A 16,728-nucleotide genomic window follows, 5' to 3' on the forward strand; every position below is an offset into this window, starting at 1 on the left:
CCTGCCGATGGAACGAATGAACGCCGAACCGGTCGTTCCGGTTTCAGATCGCTAAAATCGTCTGTATCTTTTCGCTCCAGCAGCTAAGGGGGCGTCCATTTCAGGCTTATTCAAGGTGAGTGAAGAAATCGTCCTTTCCGCTGTCGCCGGGACGACCAAGTGGAGATTGCGTCGCTAACTCACCCGCACCTCGCTCCTGATCATATCCGCCGCCTTTTCCCCGATGATGATGGCCGGCGCATTGGTGTTGCCGCCGATCAGCGTCGGCATGATCGAGGCATCGACGACACGCAGGCCGTCCACACCGTGCACCTTCAGCTTCGGATCGACCACGGCCATTGCGTCCGTGCCCATCTTGCAGGTGCCGACGGGGTGGTAGACCGTGTCGACGCGATTGCGCAGGATGGCGCGGATGTCGTCGTCCGTTCTCACGTCGGACGTGAACATGTCCTGCTTCTGCAAGGCGCGCATCGCAGGCGTCTCCATCAGCCGCCGCGTGGTCTTGAAGCCCGCGACCATGGTCTCGAGATCCTCCGCCTCGCCCAGAAAGTTCGGATCGATCATCGGCGCCGCCAGCGGATCGGCGCTTTTCAGCCAGACGCTGCCGCGGCTCTTCGGCCGCAACAGGCAGACGTGACACGAGAAACCTGCCTCCTTGTGCTTCTTGCGGCCGTGGTCGTCGAGCATCGCGATGATGAAGTGCAGCTGGATATCCGGCACGTCGAGATCGGCCTGCGTCTTCAGGAAGCCGCCGCACTCGGCGAAATTGGTGGTCATCAGGCCACGTCGCTCCCTGCGGTACCGCTGTATGGCGCGGAGCAGGGACGGCAACCGTCCGAGCGACGAGTGAACGAAGTGCGGATAGTCGGAGGCGTAGACGAACACGAAATCCGGATGGTCCTGCAGATTGCGCCCGACGCCCGGCAAATGATGCACGACGCCGATGCCGTGCGCGCCAAGCGCCTCGCCGTCGCCGATGCCCGACAGCATCAGCAATTGCGGTGACTGGAAGGCGCCGGAGGCGAGGATCACCTCGCGGCGCGCGCGCAGCTGTTTCGTCTGCTTGCCCTGCACATATTCGATGCCGACCGCGCGTCCGCCTTCGAACAGGATTTTCGTCGCATGCGCCGCCGTCTCGACGCGCAGATTCGCGCGCTTGTCGATGTGGGGCTGCAGATAGGCGCGCGCCGCGCTCCAGCGCTCGCCCCTGTGCTGCGTCACCTGGTAGCTGCCGAGCCCTTCGTGGTCCTCTTCATTGAAGTCCTCGCGGATACGGAACTGTGCCTCGCGTGCGGCCTGATGGAAAATCTCATGGATCGGATTGTCCGATCGCAACCTGTTGACATGCAGCGGGCCGCCCTTGCCGTGATATTCGCCGTCGAAATCGGAATTGTTCTCCGAGCGCTTGAAATAGGGCAGCACGTCCGCATACGACCAGCCGGCATTGCCGAGCGAGGCCCAGTGGTCGTAGTCCCATTTGTGGCCGCGGATGTAGACCATGGCGTTGATCGCCGAGGAGCCGCCGAGGCCCTTGCCGCGCGGCTGATAGCCGATACGGCCGTTCAATCCCTTCTGCGGCACCGTGTCGAAGGCCCAATTGGCCGCCTTGTGCGGCAGAGCGAGCCCGAAGGGCGTGGTGATCCGCCAACTGTCGTTCCGTCCGCCGGCATCGAGCAGCGCCACGGATGTCGCCGCATCCTCCGACAGCCGCCCCGCCACGGCGCAACCACCGGAGCCCGCGCCCACGACGACGAAATCGAATGTGTCAGTCACTGATGTTTCCCCAAGTAATGGTTTTTGTTGTTGTCGTCATTGCGAGCGCAGCGAAGCAATCCAGAATCCCTCCGCGGCGGCAGTCTGGATTGCTTCGCTTTGCTCGCAATGACGGGAAGCTACGACATGAACCGCATCATCTTCTCCAGCCGCGCGATCTTGCCGCCATAGGGCGGATGGAGATCGGCGAGACGGTTGAATTTTGAGCGATAAAACACCGGCTTCAGCTTGCTGAAGCTGCGAAAGCCCCATTCGCCGTGATAGGCGCCGGTGCCGGATGCGCCGACGCCGCCCATCGGCTGGTTGATTTGCGCGAAGTGAAACAGGCAGTCGTTGATGGTGACGCCGCCGGAGACGGTGCGCGCCAAAACCTCGTCGCGCGCGTCGCGATCCCTGCCGAACCAGTAGAGCGCGAGCGGCCGGTCGCGGCGGTTGACGAAGGCGATCGCGTCGGCCGGATCGCGAATGCCGAGCACTGGCAGCACCGGGCCAAAGATCTCCTCCTGCATCGCCGCCATCTCCTCGGTCGCGCCAACGATCAGCGTCGGCGGGAATTTGCGGTGCGCCTTCCAGTTGGGGTCGTCGGCCCTGGCCGGCTGCAGAATCTTTGCGCCACGCTGCGCGGCATCCGCGACCAGCGCTTCGAGCCGTGCATAGTGCCGGTCGGAAACGATCGAGGTGTAGTCCCTGTTGACAGGATCGGTGCCGAACATGCGCCGCATCTGCGTGCGCACCTTCTCGGCGAATGCCTGCAATGCGCCCTCCGGCACCAGCACATAATCCGGCGCGATGCAGGTCTGCCCGGCGTTGAGCAGTTTTCCGTAGGCGATGCGCTCGGCCGCCTCGTCGAGATCGGCGGAGACATCGACGATCGCCGGCGACTTGCCGCCGAGCTCGAGCGTGACAGGCGTCAGATTGCGCCCCGCCGCCTCCGCGACCAGCCGCCCGACCCGGGTCGAGCCGGTGAAGACGAGGTGATCGAATGGCAGCGTCGCAAAACCCTTTGCGATCTCGTCCTCGACCCCGGTGACCAGCAACTCGGTCGAATCGAACCTCTCGGCGACCGCCTCCTTCAACAGCGCGGAGAAATGGGCTACGAGCTCGCTCGGCTTGATGATGACGCGGTTGCCGGCGGCGATGGCGCCGATCGCGGGTGCGAGCGTCAGCTGCAGCGGATAATTCCAGGGCGCGATGATGCCGATGACGCCGAGCGGCTGCGGCATCAGCCGGTTGCGCGCGGGGAGGAATTGCAGCGCTGTCGCGACGCGCTGCGGCGTCATCCAGCCTTTCAAATGTCTTGTCGCGTGCCGGATCTCGGAGAGCAACATCATCGTCTCGGCGATATCAGTCTCGACCGCCGAGCGGTGGCCGAAATCGGCCGAGATCGCCTGCCGGAAGCGCTCCTCGTTGTCAGCGATGACGGCGCGCAGCCGCGCCAGCCGGTCGAGCCGTGCGGCGAGGTCAGGCGCCGGCTCGGCCCGTGACCGCGCGATCATGGCCTGGAAGCTGTCCGTGAGCGCCGCCAGCGGGGCGCTCACCAGGGGGCGATCCAACGTATTGTTCAAGGCGGTCCTCCCCAAATCGGCGTTTCGCCCCTGTTTTGTTGCCGCAAGCTGGCCGTTTGTGGAACTTCTGGCAAGTGCGTGGCAAACCGGCCGGAATCCGCGCCCGCGACCTGTCATAAAGTCGAAAAAAACGTCCCCTCGGCCCTTTCCAAAGGCGGTTCGGGTTGGTACATACCCCCTGCACCCGACGGGCTTTGCCCGGGGTTGCCTTCCAAGGAAGCCTTCGGGACGGGAGAAGCAAGCCACGCGAGCAGCGTCGGCCCTGATCCGCCGTCCCCGGCATTTTCACGAAGGCAAAGCAACGGTTTAACGCGGGGTGGAGCAGCCCGGTAGCTCGTCAGGCTCATAACCTGAAGGTCATAGGTTCAAATCCTATCCCCGCAACCAAATTCGGAATGACCGGTTTCGATACGAAAATGGCCCGCATCACGCGGGCCGTTTTTGTCTGGCGATGTGATCGCCACGCTATCGGGCCGCAGTCTGCCAGGCGAGCAGTCGCTGCTCGACGAGCGACACCGCAATCGACGTCAAATATCCGGTCGCACCGAGCAGAATGACGCCGGCGAAGAGGTCGGCGGATCGGAACGCACGTGCCGAGAGCAGGACCCACTGACCAAGGCCGTCGAGTCCGGCCAGGATCTCGCAGACCACCGAGAGGATCAGCGCGACCGTCAGGCTGAGCCGCATGCCCGCGAGGATGTCGGGCAATGCCGAGGGCAGGGCGATCTTGCCGATGACGGCGGCGCGCGACATCTGCAGCGAGCGGGCGACCTCATAGAGCCGCGGCTCGACCGCGGCAAAGCCGTGGATGGTTGCGAGCATGATCGGCCAGATCGCGCCGAAGGCGATGACGAACAGCGCCATGCCTTGCGTCAGCCCGAGCATCGCGATCGCGACCGGGATGATCGCGGAGACCGGCAGGGGCCGCAAAAATTCCAGCGACGGCGCGACATAGGCGCGCATCATCCTTGACGATCCGACTAGCGCGCCGAGCGCAATGCCGGCGATCGAGGCGGCGAGCCAGCCATAGGCCATGTGTTCGAGCGTGCCGATGAGCTTGCTTGCGAGATCGCCGCTCGAAAAGCCGCGCACCAGGGCAGCCCAGGCCCGGTCCGGACCAGGCAGGAACACCGGTGAGACCAGCCGCAGATTGGCGATGAGCTGCCACGCCGCGATGAAGCCGGCCGCGACGAGGATGCTTGCGACACGCCAGAGGATCGCGGCGCGGTTCATGGATTGTCTCCGGCGAGCGCGGCGCGGCCGAACAGGCGGCGCTGGGCCGCAATCAACAGCATGTTCAGCGCGTAGCCGATCACGCCGATCCAAAGCAGATAGGCGAGCATCAGGTCGGCGCGTAGCGCCTGCTGCGCCAGCATGATGCCGGCGCCGAGGCCGATCGGATTGATGGCGATCTCGACGGTGACGGCGACGATCAGGGCGATACCAGCCGACAGGCGAAAGGCGACAAAGATCCGCGGCAGTGCGGCCGGGATCACGATCTTCGCGATCCGTTGCGTCGCGCTCAGCCGCAGGGCCCGCGACACTTCGATCAATCGCGGCTCGATGCTGCGCACTGCGCTGCGCGTCATGATCAGCATCGGCCAGATGCAGGCGAACGCCACGATCACGATCTCCATCCGGTAGCCGAAGCCCAGCGCGATCAGCGTGATCGGCAGCAGCGCGATCGAGGGAATTGGGCGGATTGCCTCGACCGTCACCTCCATCAGGCGGTCGAGGGGGCGCGAGATGCCGAAGGTAATACCGAGCGAAAGCCCGATGGCACTGCCGATCGCCAGTCCGGAAAAGGCGGCGAACAGCGTGTCGCGGGTCGCGATCGGAATCGAGAGATCGGCAAGCGCCCCGGCCAGCGCCGCGAGGATCGCGCTGGGCGGGGCCAGGCTGTCGCTCTGCAGCTGGGTGAGGCGCGCCCAGAGCTCGAACGCCAGCATGAGAGCCAGCGGCAGCAGCAAGGGCCTGGCGCGGTCGAGGCTCAATGTTCGGTCGCCTTGATGAAGTCGAACAATTGCCGGCGCAGCCGCAGGAATTCCGGATGCTCACGGGTGGCCAACTGGTCGCGAGGGCGCGGCAGGTCGACGGCGAGCTCGATGCCGATCCGGCCCGGATGCGGCAGCAGGCCGACGATGCGGTCGCCGAGGTAGATCGCCTCGTCGAGATCGTGGGTCACGAAGATCACGGTCGTTTGGCTCGTTTGCGTCAGCGACAGGACCTCGTCCTGCAGCCCCTGGCGCGTCATCGCATCCAGCGCGCCGAACGGTTCATCCATCAGCAGCGTCGTCGGCTCCTGTGCAAGGCAGCGCGCGATCTGCAGGCGCTGCTGCATGCCGCCCGACATTTCGGTCGGATATTTGTCAGCGTGGCCGGGCAAGCCGACCTTGCGCAGCAGCGCCTCGATGCGCGAGCTGCGCTCGCGTGCCGGCACACGAGAGGCTTCCAGCGCCAGCGAGATGTTGCCGGCCGCGGTCCGCCACGGCAGCAGCGCCTTGCCGTAATCCTGGAAAACAATCGCGACCTCGCGGCGCGGCCCGGTGATCGGCTCGCCGTCGAAGGTCACTGCGCCGCTCGTCGGGCCATAGAGGCCCGCGGCGAGCCGCAGCGCTGTGGTCTTGCCGCAGCCGGAGGCGCCGACGATGCAGAGGAATTCGCCCGGCCGCACCTCCAGATCGAGGTTCTCGATGATGGTCTTGCCGCCGAGCCGCAGCGTCGTGGCGTTGAACGCGATCAGCGCTTTTTGCCGTCGCGCCGCGCGCGCCTCGTCGAGCCTGGCAACGACACTCATGATTGCTCCCCGCTTGTCGGCGGATAGACGAAATTGATGGTCGAGTGCAGATGCGCCGCCAGCATCCCTTGCGCGGCGGCAAGGTCGCGGGCGAGCACGCGGTCGGCGAGCATCTGGTGGCTCCGTATGAACTCCTCGCCGCTGTCGATGGCACGCATCATGATGCGGCGGTAGCGATAGGCCTGGTCGTAGAGGTCGGAATGGGCGGCCAGCATGCGCCGTGAGCCGCAGGCCGCGAGCAGGGCGGTATGAAAGCCCTTGTGCAGCCGATCGAAATCGGCCGCGCCCTCGCGGAATTCATTGCCGGTGCGCTCGATATGCCGCCGCATCTGATGCAGCGCGCTAACGATGCCGGCCTCCCAGGCGACGTCGCCGTGGAGGATGGCGAGCCTGACGGCCTCGATTTCGACCGCCGTCCGCATGCAGGTGATATCGGCGAGATCGTCGTGGCTGACTTCGGCGACACGAAAGCCGCGCTGGCCGATGCCGACGATCAGGCCGCGTGACATCAGCCGAGACAAGCCTTCGCGCAGGGGGGTGGCGCCGATCTCGTAGCGCTGCACGAGATCGACGATGCCGAGCCGCGATCCCGGTGCGAGATCTCCGGCAAGGATGTCCTGCTCGATGAGGTTCGCGGCGCGCTCGCTCAAGGTGCCGGCCTCCGCCGGAGGACGTTCGAGAGTGCGCTCGGGGGCAGGCATCGCCAATGTCCTCAGTTCAGCACCAGTTTCGCGGTGTCGAGTTTCGATTGCAGCATCTTCTGCGACGACATCACGTCGATCCACCAGGCGAGGTTTTCCGGCTTGAGATTCGGCTCGGACTGGTTCGGCGGTGTCGCCTTGACGAGCTCGAGTGGTTGCTTCGTGAACTTGGCGATCGAGTTGGAGGCCTTGTCGCGATCGCTGTTGACGATTGCAGCAGCCTCCGCGATGGCTTCGCGGAACTTCTTTACCGTCGCCACATTCTTCTCCGCCCAGTCGCGCGCCGCGGCATAGAAGATGATCGGGTCGGTGCGGCCGAGCTCGGCGCCGTACCGCGCGCCGACCGAACCGATCCCCGCATTGGTCATGCGCGTGACGAACGGCTCGGCGGTGAGCACCGCATCGACGCCGCCGGACTTGATGATGTCGGCCATGGTCGGGAAGGTGACTTCGACGAAATTGACGCTTTTGGGGGCGACGCCTTTCTCCACCAGCCATTTCACGAACAGCACATGGAGAAAGGCATTCAGGCCGGGCGCGCCGACCTTCTTGCCGACGAAATCCTTCGGCTCCTTGATGGTGACGCCGTTGCGGACGAAGGCGGCGATCGCGGTGTTCGAGGTCGGGTTCATGACCGAGGCACCGGCGATCGCGACGAGGTCGAGGCCGCCGTCGACGGCCTGGAGGAAGACGGTGGAGGTGGGGCCGCCGACCTGAATCGAGTTCGACAGGATCGCGGCCGGGATGTTGGAGTTGATCGCGATCGGCGTCATCTCGACGTCCAGCCCATGCTTCTTGAAGATGCCTTCGTCGACCGCGACCATGGCCGAGGCGCAGTCGGAGGTTGCGGTGCAGCCGATCTGGATCTTGGCCTGCGCAAGCGCTGGTCCCGTCAAGGCAACAAACAGTCCAAGGCCCACTCCGAGGCCGAGCGCGAGACCGGTCAACGTCTCCCTTATTTTCTTTCGCCTCACCGCCCTCTCCCGATTTGTATTTTTCAGTCTTGTTTATCGATATTTTATCTGATCATATATTCTTGACGATAGCAAGGGGTACCCAAGGTGAAGCTCGCAACGTTCAGATCTGCCGGTCAGGAGAAAATCGGAGCCGTCCACGCCAATGATAGCCAGCTGTTCGACCTCGCCGCCGCCGCCGCGCGGGACGGCCAAGCCGATCCGGCCTTCGGCTCGATGCTGGCATTGATCGACGCCGGGCCGCGCGCGCTCGATCGGGCCCGGGCCCTGCTCGACAAGCACGGCCAGGACGCGACGCTGTCAGCGGCGGTCGCTGCCGTCGACATTCTCGCTCCGGTGCCGGAGCCGCGACAGATGCGCGACGGCATGTCGTTTGCGCTGCATATCCTCCAGGCGCCACGCGGGCAGCGGAAGCTCGCGGCGCGCGCCAAGGGGGACATGGCGGAATTGGCGCGCATCGACGCCGAGCCGCTCGGCGAGTTGCCCGAGGTCTATCGCAAGCAGCCGATCTTCTACATCACCAACCGCTTCAGCGTCCGCGGCACCAACACCACGGTGAAATGGCCGCGCTACAGCAAGGTCATGGACTACGAGCTCGAATTCGGGATCATCACCAAAAACAAGGGCGCGAACATCTCCGCCGCGAAGGCGAAGGATCACATCTTCGGCTACACCATCTTCAACGATTTCTCCGCGCGCGACGCGCAGCGTATCGAGATGGAGGGACGGCTCGGCCCGGCCAAGGGCAAGAGCTTCGACGGCGGCAACGTGATGGGTCCCTGGATCGTGACGCCGGACGAGATCGGCGATCCCTATCATTTGAAGATGGAAGCGCGCGTCAACGGCGAGACCCGTTCGAAAGGCGTGACCGAGGGCATGCTGTTTTCCTTCGAGGAGATCATCGCCCATGTCACCCAGGACGAGACGCTGATGCCCGGCGAATTCATCGGCTCCGGCACGGTCGGCAATGGCTGCGGCCTCGAGCTCGGATGGTTTCTCGAGCATGGCGATACGATCGAGCTCGAGGTCGAGAAGATCGGTATTTTGAAGAACCGCGTCGAGCGGCAGGAAGTCTGAAGGGACGCCTGAAGGCCGCCAACCAAAACAGTCAACGAGGAAGCGCCATGACGAGCAAGCTGATCGACATCTCCGTCCCCCTCCAAAACGATGTGCCGGCCGACCCGCCCGGCAATCATCCGACGATCCAGTATATCGACCACCGGCAGGGCCTGCCGCGCATGCTGCAGTTCTTCGACGGACTGAAGGCCGAGGATCTGCCGGACGGGCAAGGCTGGGCGGTGGAACAGGTCAGCCTCTCGACCCACAACGGCACGCATCTCGACGCCCCCTGGCATTTCCACCCGACCATGAATCGCGGCGAGCGTTCCTGGACCATCGACGAGGTGCCGCTGGAATGGTGCTTCCAGCCCGGCGTGAAGCTCGACTTCCGGCACCTGCCCGACGGCTATGTCGCAACCGCCAAGGATGTCGAGGCTGAGCTGAAGCGCATCGGCCATGAGCTGAAGCCGTTGGAGATCGTCGTGGTCAACACCAGCGCCGGCGTCAAATATGGCCGGCAGGACTACGTCACGTCGGGCTGCGGGATGGGCTATGAAGCAACCATGTACCTGCTCGAGCGCGGTGTGCGATTGACCGGCATCGACGGCTGGAGCTGGGACGCGCCGTTCGTTCATACCGCGAAGAAATACGCCGAGACGAGGGACGCCAGCCTGATATGGGAAGGCCACAAGGCCGGCCGCCATATTGGCTATTGCCATCTCGAGAAGCTGCACAATCTCGAGTTGCTGCCGTCGACCGGCTTCAAGGTGTCATGCTTCCCCGTGAAAATCGAGCGAGCCTCGGCAGGATGGACGCGAGCGGTCGCGATTTTGGAGAGCTAGGCTCCGATACGAAAATAGCTCCCATCACGCGTGCCATTTTTGTTCTGGAGGCAACGCGCTCAGCCTGGCGCCGCCTCGCCTCCTCGAGCACGGTGATGGTGCGACCGTTCGTTGCTGCCTCCGGCTAGCGTTCGCGGCTCCACGGGAAGAGTGAGGCCGGGAAATCCGCCGCATAGCGGTGTCCTATCGGTGGGCGGGGCTGTTCTTCCGGCGGGTTTGGATCGGGCTCGACCACCTTCCGATAAAGATGCCAGGTGGCATGACCGAGCACGGGCAGAACGACGGCGAGACCGACGAAGAACGGTAGCGAGCCGATCGCCAGCAATGCCGCAACTACCAGACCCCAAGCCGCCATTGGAACTGGATTCTCCCTCACGGCCCGCAGCGACGTCCGGATTGCGTCGATCGCAGTCGCATGCCGGTCGAGCATCAGCGGAAACGACACAACGCTGACGCACAGGGCCACGACGGCGAACAGGAAGCCGACGCCGCAGCCGACGATGATGAGCGACCATCCTTCCGGCGTCGTCAAAACACGCGTTGCGAAGTCGGGGATGCTTGCAGCCGGAGCGTGGCCGAAGGTTGCAACGTAGATCGCGTTCGCGGCGCCGATCCAGACCCCGAACAGAACCAGCAGGAGGACGCCGAGTTCGAGCATGGCGCCGAAAGATGGCGCGCGCAGCACCTGCATGGCGTCCCACGCTGCGGCTTGCTCTCCGCGCTCGCGGCGGCGGCTGAGCTCGTAGAGGCCGAGCGCGGCAAACGGACCGATCAGCGTAAAGCCCGCGGCCAGCGGAAACAGTAGCGGCAGCACCGAATAGCCGATGACAAGTCTGAACAGGACAAGTCCGAGGACGGGATAAATCACGCACAGGACGATGGCGTGAGTTGGGACGGCGTTGAAGTCTTCCCAGCCCAGGCGTAGCGCATTGCCCAAATCGGAAAGGCTGATCTTGCGAACGACGAAGGGGGTAGAGACGCCAAACACTTGCAGTTTGGGTCTTGCGAATACCGTGGTCATGGCGCCGATCTCCTTGCTTCTGATCGCAGGGGAACGGTGCGCACTTAAAACACGCGCATCCGTCTCGTGCGCGAAAATCGCGATCGATCCCGGCAAATCAGGTTCAACGTGAAGGAGCTTTGCCGGACGACATCTGTCGCGACCGGTACGCTGAAGTTAGCGCGATATGCGATAGAAGCAAGTAGCGTCCGCAGTTGAGTGAATTGTGCTTCCGCACAAAAACCAATCTGCTGCAGTGCATCATCGACGGGTGGTGCCTGCAGGTGCTCCGGCTTGCGTTGCATTCGGGCCAGCGCACGCGAGACAAATGCGAGGCATACTCCTCTATTGACTCTATTGACGCCGGGCTCGACGGGTATCATGCTAAAGACACTGAACGCCTTCAGCTCCGACGAGATTGCGGTCGTGACTGTCCTCTGTGTCAAGCGTTGACATCGCGACCGGTTGAATGGGCGAGGCAAGAGGCACGACGAAGGCGGATGTGATTTCGCCATCGCGACAGACGTGAGCTCCGCCCTCTGGTTCGTATCCACAGCCTTTAGCGGCAAGGATGCATGAGGGATGGCTGTAGCAATCATACTGCTGTTGGTCGCAATCGCCTCGGTGCTGTTTCACATTTTCAGCCCGTGGTGGTGGACCCCGCTCGCCTCAAACTGGCGCTACATCGACGACACCATCACCCTGACATTCTGGATCACCGGCGCGGTTTTCTTCGCGGTCGTCGCATTCATGGCCTATTGCGTCTTCCGCTTTCGACACACGGAGGGACGGCGCGCAGCCTACAATCCCGAAAACAAGAGGCTCGAATGGTGGCTCAGCGTCGGGACTGCAATCGGCGTCGCCGCCATGCTCGCACCCGGCCTGGTCGTCTGGCACCAGTTCGTCACGGTTCCGGCCAATGCGACCGAGGTCGAGGTCATGGGACAGCAATGGCAATGGAGCTATCGGCTTCCCGGAAAGGACGGCCGGCTCGGGACTTCCGATGCCCGCAATGTCAGTGCCGAAAATCCCATGGGGTTGAATCCCGACGATCCCGCCGGCCAAGACGATGTCGTCATTCAAAATGACGACTTGCACCTGCCGCTTGGGAAACCGGTGAAGGTGTTGCTCCGCTCGATTGACGTCCTGCATGATTTCTATGTGCCCGAGTTTCGGGCGAAGATGGACATGATACCGGGCTCGGTCACGTATTACTGGTTCACGCCAACGCGCACCGGAACATTCGACGTTCTCTGCGCGGAGCTCTGCGGTGCCGCGCACGCGCAGATGCGGAGCAAGGTTATCGTCGAGGAAGAGAAAGACTATCACGCGTGGCTGGAGAAGCAGCACTCGTTCGCCGAGCTCTCCGGGCAGCGTGATGTCGCGAAAGCGGCTTACACGAAAGAGAGCGAATGAAAATATCGGCGAGGAGCGCCGCATAGCAGAGGGCGAACTCTTCGCTGAAGAGAGAGACCAAGGAGGGAATTCCGATGGTCGATGTCCCGTTTGACACAGTCGCAGGCATCCCGCCCGCCGAAGTGGGCGAGGTCGAGCTCTATCATCCGAGAAGCTGGTGGACGAGGTACGTCTTTTCGCAGGATGCCAAGATCATCGCCATCCAGTACTCGATCACGGCGATGTCCATTGGAATGGTTGCGCTGGTGCTGTCATGGCTGATGCGGCTGCAACTCGGATTCCCCGGCACGTTTTCGTTCATCGATCCGAACCAGTATCTCCAGTTCATCACCATGCACGGCATGATCATGGTGATCTATCTTCTCACCGCGCTGTTTCTCGGCGGCTTCGGCAACTATCTCATCCCGCTGATGGTCGGCGCGCGGGACATGGTGTTCCCCTATGTGAACATGCTGAGCTACTGGGTCTACCTGCTCGCGGTCATGGTGCTGGTCTCGACCTTTTTCGTGCCCGGCGGGCCCACCGGCGCCGGCTGGACGCTGTACCCGCCGCAGGCGATTCTCTCCGGTACTCCCGGGCAGGACTGGGGCATCGTTCTCATGCTGGCCTCCCTGATCCTGTTCATCATCGGCTTCACCATGGGCGGGCTGAATTACGTGGTGACCGTGCTGCAGGCGCGCACGCGCGGCATGACGTTGATGCGTTTGCCCTTGACGGTATGGGGCATCTTCACGGCCACCGTCATGGCGCTGCTGGCCTTTCCGGCGCTGTTCGTCGCCTCGGTGATGTTGCTGCTCGACCGCCTGCTGGGAACCAGCTTCTTCATGCCCACGCTGGTCGAGATGGGCACGCTGACGAAATATGGCGGCGGCAGCCCGATCCTGTTCCAGCATCTGTTCTGGTTCTTCGGGCATCCTGAAGTCTACATCGTGGCGTTGCCGGCCTTCGGCATCATTTCCGATCTGATCAGCGTCCATGCCCGGAAGAACATCTTCGGCTATCGCATGATGGTCTGGGCGATCGTGGCAATCGGCGCCCTCAGCTTCGTCGTGTGGGCGCACCATATGTATGTGAGCGGGATGCACCCGTATTTCGGGTTCTTCTTCGCCACCACGACGCTCATCATCGCGATCCCGACCGCGATCAAGGTTTACAATTGGGTGCTGACCCTTTGGCGCGGCGACATTCATCTCACCATCCCGATGCTGTTCGCGCTGGCCTTCATCATCACCTTCGTGAACGGCGGCCTGACTGGCCTGTTTCTCGGCAACGTGGTCGTAGACGTTCCGTTGTCGGACACGATGTTCGTTGTCGCCCACTTTCACATGGTGATGGGCATTGCGCCGATCATGGCCGTGTTCGGCGGAATCTATCATTGGTACCCGAAGGTCACCGGACGAATGCTCAATGAGGTGCTCGGACGATTCCACTTCTGGGTCTCGTTCCTCGGCGCCTATGCGATTTTCTTCCCCATGCACTATCTTGGCCTGTTGGGTATGCCCCGCCGCTATCATGACATCGGCGAAACGGCCTTCGTTCCGGCATCCGCCCATGACCTCAATGCGTTCATGAGCGTGGCGGCCCTGATCGTCGGCTTCGCCCAGCTCGTGTTCCTGTTCAACCTGATCTGGAGCCTGCTCAAAGGAAAAGAGGCGGGCGGCAATCCCTGGGGCGCCGCGTCGCTGGAATGGCAAACGCCGGAAACCCCGCCGGGGCACGGCAACTGGGGCAAGGAGCTTCCGATCGTCTATCGCTGGGCCTACGATTACAGCGTCCCCGGCGCCGCCAGGGATTTCGTGGCGCAGAATGAACCGCCGGCCGGATTGTCGGCGCAAGGGGCCCACGCATGAGCGCCATCATCCTGTTCATGGCCGGAATAGCCGCAATTGCGGGATGGTGGCTCTCGCAACAACGGCTGACAGCCAAGCCCTGGCTGGAGGAAGGGCTGATCGTCGATCTTCGCGAGCAGAGCACCTCGTCCCTGCCGCCGGCGAAGATCGGGTTGGGCGTGTTTCTTGCCGTCGTCGGCTCGCTGTTCGCGCTCTTCATCAGCGCTTACTCGATGCGGATGAACCTGGTGGACTGGCGTACGCTGCCGGTGCCGGTACTGTTGTGGTTCAACACCGGCGTCCTGGTCTTGAGCAGTGTGGCACTGCAATGGGCGTATATGGCCGCGCGCCGCGACGACATCGACGTCACAAGCGTCGGCCTGTGTGCCGGTGGAGCGTTCGCCATTACATTCCTTGTCGGGCAACTGCTGGCGTGGCGCCAGCTGAGTGCCGCCGGGTACTTCCTCGCGTCCAATCCAGCCAATTCGTTCTTCTACCTGATCACCGCGGTGCACGGGCTGCATCTGATGGGCGGCCTGGTGGCCCTCGGCAGAACGACGGCCAAGGTATTACGTGGCGCCGAGGCGAGCCAAATTCGCCTGAGCGTGGAACTCTGCACGATCTACTGGCACTTCCTGCTGGTGGTCTGGCTGGTCCTGCTCGGCTTGCTGACGGGCTGGACAGACAATTTCGTCGACATCTGTCGCCAGTTGCTGAGCTAGGGAAGGCAAAGACCAGATGGCAGAAACGGCGCTGATCAACAACGTAGAACCGCCGGCGCAGCCTGCAGGTTGGCGAGGCATCGCCGCCGATTGGTCCTCGGATCAGCGCGCCTTCAAGAACGTCTCCTGGGGGAAGGCCATGATGTGGATCTTCCTGCTCAGCGACACCTTCATCTTCAGCTGCTTCCTGCTGTCGTACATGACGACGCGAATGACCACGACCGTGCCGTGGCCCAACCCCAGCGAGGTCTTCGCCCTCACGATCGGGGACAAGAAAATCCCGCTCATCCTGATCGCGATCATGACCTTCATCCTGATCAGCAGCAGCGGGACGATGGCGATGGCGGTCAATTTCGGTTACCGCCGCGATCGCGTGAAAACGGCAGCCTTGATGCTGGCCACAGCGGCATTCGGCGCAACCTTCGTCGGAATGCAGGCGTTCGAATGGACCAAGCTGATCAGGGAGGGCGTGCGGCCCTGGGGCAACCCGTGGGGTGCGGAGCAGTTTGGATCGAGCTTTTTCATGATCACCGGCTTCCACGGCACCCACGTGACGATCGGCGTGATCTTCCTGATCGCCATTGCGCGAAAGGTCTGGCGCGGGGACTTCGATGTCGAGAGGCGCGGCTTTTTCACGAGCCGGAAGGGGCATTACGAGATCGTCGAGATCACCGGCCTGTACTGGCACTTCGTCGATCTGGTGTGGGTGTTCATCTTTGCGCTTTTTTATCTCTGGTGAGGTCGCAGCATGACAAACGTCGCGGTACATCTGGAAGCGCAGCAACACACGCCGCAAGCTCACGTGCATGACGCACTTGCATCAGGAACCACGCAGACAAAGGGCCAGCAGCATCCGATCAAGCTTTACCTCGTGGTCTGGGGATGGTTGTTCGTTCTCAGCACCTGCTCCTATCTCGTCGACTATTTCGGCCTCCATGGCCATCTCCGGTGGTCGCTGATCCTGCTGTTCATGGTGTTGAAGGCTGGCCTGATCGTTGCGGTCTTCATGCACATGGCCTGGGAGCGGCTGGCCTTGGCCTACGCGATCCTGCTGCCGCCGGTGCTGGTGCTGGTCTTCGTGGCGATCATGGTGTTCGAAGCCGACTACACGCATCTGCTCCGGGTCTTGTTTTTCGCCCCAACGGCGTAGCTACCATTGCTTTCGTGCCAGAAGGAGGACGGCCATGACCACCTACGTCATGCTTGCAAATTGGACCGAGCAAGGCATCCTGAAGGCGAAGGACTCGCCACGCCGTCTGGACGCTGCGAAGAAAGCTCTCAAGGACATGAGCGGCGAGATCAAATCCTTCTACCTGACCATGGGTGACTATGACATGGTCGTCATCCTGGAAGCCCCGGACGACGCCGTCGCGGCGCGCTTCAGCCTGCAGCTGGGGATGCAGGGGAACGTCCGGACGCGCACGCTGAAGGCGTTTCCCGAAGCCGCCTACCGGGAAATCATCAACTCGCTGGGCTAGAGCGTTTTCCAGCGAAGTGGATACCGGTTCGCGTGAAGAAAACGCGTCAAAACAAAAAACTAGAGCTTCCGTTACGATTCTATCGGAACGGAAAAAGCTCTGGCCCGGGACCGTGCCGGCCGGAAGAGCTTCGGAAGGACGCCGCAACGGCGTAAGGCGTGGAGGTTCAAGGCGTGGAGGTTTGTGGATGCAATTTACTGTTGGGCTCAAGCTGGAAGGAAAGGCAGACCATGTCGTCCTGGATGCACAGGACGCGCTCGCCGCCGCGCTGAAGGTGAAGGCAGAGTTTCCGGAAGCGGTCATCATGTACGTACGCCCGCAAAACCGGCGTGGCGACACCCGTCATCCCTCACATGCCTTCGCCGAGGACGTCCTTCGACGAGAGAGGCCGCCGGAACCGGGTGGATGAGCACGCCATCGCGGTCAACGCCACAAATCCCGTACGGTGCACGCCGGAAGTCCATTGCAATTACGCAATTACGGTGACACCCATTAGCCGGCCGGTCGTCAAGATGACGAGCGCATTTTTTTTGGCAGCGCAAGCTGCCAAATCTTTCGCTGGTCGCTTTCAG

At 62.7% G+C, this 16,728-nt stretch carries 17 protein-coding genes and 1 tRNA gene; 10 read left to right on the top strand and 8 right to left on the bottom strand.

The annotated features are described in order from the left end of the window. Positions 1-174: 174 nt before the first annotated feature. Positions 175-1,773, bottom strand: a complete 1,599-nt coding sequence (locus ABID58_RS04295) for a GMC family oxidoreductase (RefSeq protein ID WP_354031642.1) — start codon at positions 1,771-1,773, stop codon at positions 175-177. 119 nt (positions 1,774-1,892) lie between these two features. Then, positions 1,893-3,269: a coniferyl aldehyde dehydrogenase gene (locus ABID58_RS04300; protein WP_502916378.1), complete on the bottom strand. Its 1,377-nt coding sequence runs from the start codon at positions 3,267-3,269 to the stop codon at positions 1,893-1,895. 379 nt (positions 3,270-3,648) lie between these two features. Between ABID58_RS04300 and ABID58_RS04305 the strand changes: the two genes are divergently transcribed. Then, a tRNA-Met gene (locus tag ABID58_RS04305) sits at positions 3,649-3,725 on the top strand. A 78-nt stretch (positions 3,726-3,803) separates the two neighbouring features. On the opposite strand, the gene ABID58_RS04310 is transcribed toward ABID58_RS04305, so the two are convergent. From ABID58_RS04310 to ABID58_RS04330, 5 genes are read right to left on the bottom strand one after another with little or no spacing between them, the layout of a single operon-like run. Beyond that, a complete protein-coding gene (locus tag ABID58_RS04310) occupies positions 3,804-4,571 on the bottom strand; it encodes an ABC transporter permease (RefSeq protein ID WP_354031644.1) in 768 nt (255 codons plus the stop codon). Continuing rightward, entirely contained in the window at positions 4,568-5,332 is a 765-nt protein-coding gene (locus ABID58_RS04315) for an ABC transporter permease (protein ID WP_354031645.1), read from the bottom strand. The genes ABID58_RS04310 and ABID58_RS04315 overlap by 4 nt, the downstream gene beginning before the upstream one ends. Continuing rightward, positions 5,329-6,135 carry an ABC transporter ATP-binding protein gene (locus ABID58_RS04320; RefSeq protein ID WP_148755042.1) on the bottom strand — a complete coding sequence of 269 codons (807 nt, stop codon included), beginning with the start codon at positions 6,133-6,135 and terminating at the stop codon, positions 5,329-5,331. The genes ABID58_RS04315 and ABID58_RS04320 overlap by 4 nt, the downstream gene beginning before the upstream one ends. Then, on the bottom strand, positions 6,132-6,836 hold the full coding sequence (locus ABID58_RS04325; protein ID WP_148755043.1) for a GntR family transcriptional regulator: 705 nt from the start codon (positions 6,834-6,836) through the stop codon (positions 6,132-6,134). Before ABID58_RS04325 ends, ABID58_RS04320 begins: the two co-directional genes overlap by 4 nt. Positions 6,837-6,847: 11 nt before the next feature. Further along, positions 6,848-7,795: an ABC transporter substrate-binding protein gene (locus tag ABID58_RS04330; RefSeq protein WP_502916379.1), complete on the bottom strand. Its 948-nt coding sequence runs from the start codon at positions 7,793-7,795 to the stop codon at positions 6,848-6,850. Between the two features lie 102 nt (positions 7,796-7,897). Here ABID58_RS04330 and ABID58_RS04335 point away from each other — a divergent pair, with 102 nt between their 5' ends. Then, on the top strand, positions 7,898-8,887 hold the full coding sequence (locus ABID58_RS04335) for a fumarylacetoacetate hydrolase family protein (RefSeq protein ID WP_354031646.1): 990 nt from the start codon (positions 7,898-7,900) through the stop codon (positions 8,885-8,887). Positions 8,888-8,934: 47 nt separating this feature from the next. After that, entirely contained in the window at positions 8,935-9,711 is a 777-nt protein-coding gene (locus ABID58_RS04340; protein ID WP_354031647.1) for a cyclase family protein, read from the top strand. Between the two features lie 124 nt (positions 9,712-9,835). Here ABID58_RS04340 and ABID58_RS04345 read toward each other — a convergent pair whose 3' ends face one another. Then, entirely contained in the window at positions 9,836-10,732 is an 897-nt protein-coding gene (locus ABID58_RS04345) for a DUF2189 domain-containing protein (protein ID WP_148755046.1), read from the bottom strand. A gap of 561 nt (positions 10,733-11,293) precedes the next feature. Here ABID58_RS04345 and coxB point away from each other — a divergent pair. The 7 genes from coxB (at position 11,294) to ABID58_RS04380 (ending at position 16,565) form a co-directional block, all read left to right on the top strand. Continuing rightward, positions 11,294-12,127 (top strand): cytochrome c oxidase subunit II, encoded by an 834-nt coding sequence (gene coxB, locus ABID58_RS04350; protein ID WP_354031648.1) that lies wholly within the window; start codon positions 11,294-11,296, stop codon positions 12,125-12,127. Positions 12,128-12,201: 74 nt separating this feature from the next. Continuing rightward, entirely contained in the window at positions 12,202-13,977 is a 1,776-nt protein-coding gene (locus tag ABID58_RS04355) for a cbb3-type cytochrome c oxidase subunit I (protein ID WP_354031649.1), read from the top strand. Beyond that, positions 13,974-14,678, top strand: coding sequence for a cytochrome c oxidase subunit 3 (locus ABID58_RS04360; RefSeq protein WP_148755049.1), 705 nt, complete (start codon positions 13,974-13,976; stop codon positions 14,676-14,678). Before ABID58_RS04355 ends, ABID58_RS04360 begins: the two co-directional genes overlap by 4 nt. Before the next feature lie 16 nt (positions 14,679-14,694). Further along, a complete protein-coding gene (locus ABID58_RS04365) occupies positions 14,695-15,417 on the top strand; it encodes a heme-copper oxidase subunit III family protein (protein ID WP_354031650.1) in 723 nt (240 codons plus the stop codon). A 9-nt stretch (positions 15,418-15,426) separates the two neighbouring features. Continuing rightward, positions 15,427-15,828: a cytochrome C oxidase subunit IV family protein gene (locus tag ABID58_RS04370; RefSeq protein ID WP_354031651.1), complete on the top strand. Its 402-nt coding sequence runs from the start codon at positions 15,427-15,429 to the stop codon at positions 15,826-15,828. A 34-nt stretch (positions 15,829-15,862) separates the two neighbouring features. Then, positions 15,863-16,156 (top strand): GYD domain-containing protein, encoded by a 294-nt coding sequence (locus ABID58_RS04375; protein ID WP_148755051.1) that lies wholly within the window; start codon positions 15,863-15,865, stop codon positions 16,154-16,156. Positions 16,157-16,343: 187 nt separating this feature from the next. Next, complete coding sequence (locus tag ABID58_RS04380; RefSeq protein WP_354031652.1) at positions 16,344-16,565, top strand: hypothetical protein; 222 nt, start codon at positions 16,344-16,346, stop codon at positions 16,563-16,565. The last annotated feature ends 163 nt before the right edge of the window (positions 16,566-16,728 follow it).

The organism is Bradyrhizobium sp. S3.2.6 (assembly GCF_040546885.1).
GTDB lineage: Bacteria > Pseudomonadota > Alphaproteobacteria > Rhizobiales > Xanthobacteraceae > Bradyrhizobium > Bradyrhizobium cytisi.

Bases quoted from the DNA above. Each gene is read 5' to 3' on its own strand.
- ABID58_RS04320 (WP_148755042.1), bottom strand. From the start codon at position 6,135: ATGAGTGTCGTTGCCAGGCTCGACGAGGCGCGCGCGGCGCGACGGCAA.
- ABID58_RS04340 (WP_354031647.1), top strand. From the start codon at position 8,935: ATGACGAGCAAGCTGATCGACATCTCCGTCCCCCTCCAAAACGATGTG.
- ABID58_RS04325 (WP_148755043.1), bottom strand. From the start codon at position 6,836: ATGCCTGCCCCCGAGCGCACTCTCGAACGTCCTCCGGCGGAGGCCGGC.
- ABID58_RS04345 (WP_148755046.1), bottom strand. From the start codon at position 10,732: ATGACCACGGTATTCGCAAGACCCAAACTGCAAGTGTTTGGCGTCTCT.
- ABID58_RS04355 (WP_354031649.1), top strand. From the start codon at position 12,202: ATGGTCGATGTCCCGTTTGACACAGTCGCAGGCATCCCGCCCGCCGAA.
- ABID58_RS04310 (WP_354031644.1), bottom strand. From the start codon at position 4,571: ATGAACCGCGCCGCGATCCTCTGGCGTGTCGCAAGCATCCTCGTCGCG.
- ABID58_RS04360 (WP_148755049.1), top strand. From the start codon at position 13,974: ATGAGCGCCATCATCCTGTTCATGGCCGGAATAGCCGCAATTGCGGGA.
- ABID58_RS04300 (WP_502916378.1), bottom strand. From the start codon at position 3,269: ATGATCGCGCGGTCACGGGCCGAGCCGGCGCCTGACCTCGCCGCACGG.
- coxB (WP_354031648.1), top strand. From the start codon at position 11,294: ATGGCTGTAGCAATCATACTGCTGTTGGTCGCAATCGCCTCGGTGCTG.
- ABID58_RS04380 (WP_354031652.1), top strand. From the start codon at position 16,344: ATGCAATTTACTGTTGGGCTCAAGCTGGAAGGAAAGGCAGACCATGTC.
- ABID58_RS04365 (WP_354031650.1), top strand. From the start codon at position 14,695: ATGGCAGAAACGGCGCTGATCAACAACGTAGAACCGCCGGCGCAGCCT.
- ABID58_RS04370 (WP_354031651.1), top strand. From the start codon at position 15,427: ATGACAAACGTCGCGGTACATCTGGAAGCGCAGCAACACACGCCGCAA.
- ABID58_RS04375 (WP_148755051.1), top strand. From the start codon at position 15,863: ATGACCACCTACGTCATGCTTGCAAATTGGACCGAGCAAGGCATCCTG.